This is a genomic window from Pseudomonas sp. MWU13-2100 (assembly GCF_023242365.1).
GTDB lineage: Bacteria > Pseudomonadota > Gammaproteobacteria > Pseudomonadales > Pseudomonadaceae > Aquipseudomonas.
Map to the genome: position 1 here is coordinate 1 of NZ_JALLIX010000120.1, position 1,025 is coordinate 1,025.

General features: G+C 61.3%; 1 protein-coding gene. It reads left to right on the forward strand.

What is annotated here, in order from left to right; all coding sequences use genetic code 11:
• Positions 1-1,025 (forward strand): ribonucleotide-diphosphate reductase subunit beta (locus M5B99_RS29610; RefSeq protein WP_248807457.1); only part of this gene is annotated, 1,025 nt, incomplete at both ends.

Genomic DNA, 1,025 nt, shown 5'->3' on the forward strand with positions numbered 1-1,025 from the left:
GCCCGTGCCGTGACCGCTTCCGACTCGGCCGCCATCGCCCGTGCCAAGGCCGCGCTCGACGCCCTGGACGTTGCCGAAGGCCTGGCTGAACTCGAAGGCGCCTCGGCCCGTGTCGCGGTCGACGAAAAGCGCATGATCAACTGCCGCGCCGACCTCAACCAGTTGGTACCGTTCAAGTACGACTGGGCCTGGCAGAAGTACCTCGACGGCTGCGCGAACCACTGGATGCCGCAAGAAGTCAACATGACCGCCGACATCGCCCTCTGGAAAGACCCGGAAGGCCTGACCGACGACGAGCGCCGCATCGTCATGCGCAACCTCGGTTTCTTCTCCACCGCCGACTCGCTGGTGGCGAACAACCTGGTGCTGGCCGTGTACCGCCTGATCACCAACCCCGAGTGCCGCCAGTACATCCTGCGCCAGGCCTTCGAAGAGGCGATCCACACCCACGCCTACCAGTACTGCATCGAATCGCTGGCCATGGATGAAGGCGAGATCTTCAACATGTACCACGAGATCCCATCGGTGGCGAAAAAGGCCACCTGGGGCCTGAAGTACACCCGTTCGATCTCCGACCCGGAATTCAAGACCGGCACCGTCGAGACCGACAAGGAACTGCTGCGCAACCTGATCGCCTACTACTGCGTGCTGGAAGGGATCTTCTTCTACTGCGGCTTCACCCAGATCCTGTCCATGGGCCGGCGCAACAAGATGACCGGCGTGGCCGAGCAGTTCCAGTACATCCTGCGCGATGAATCCATGCACCTGAACTTCGGCATCGACGTGATCAACCAGATCAAGATCGAGAACCCGCACCTGTGGGATGCCGAGATGAAGGAAGAAGCCACGCAGATGATCCTGCAGGGCACCCAGCTGGAAATCGAATACGCGCGCGATACCATGCCGCGCGGCGTGCTGGGCATGAACGCGGCGATGATGGAGGACTACCTGAAGTTCATCGCCAACCGTCGCCTGTCGCAGATCGGTTTGAAGGAAGAGTACCCAGGTACGACTAACCCTTTCCC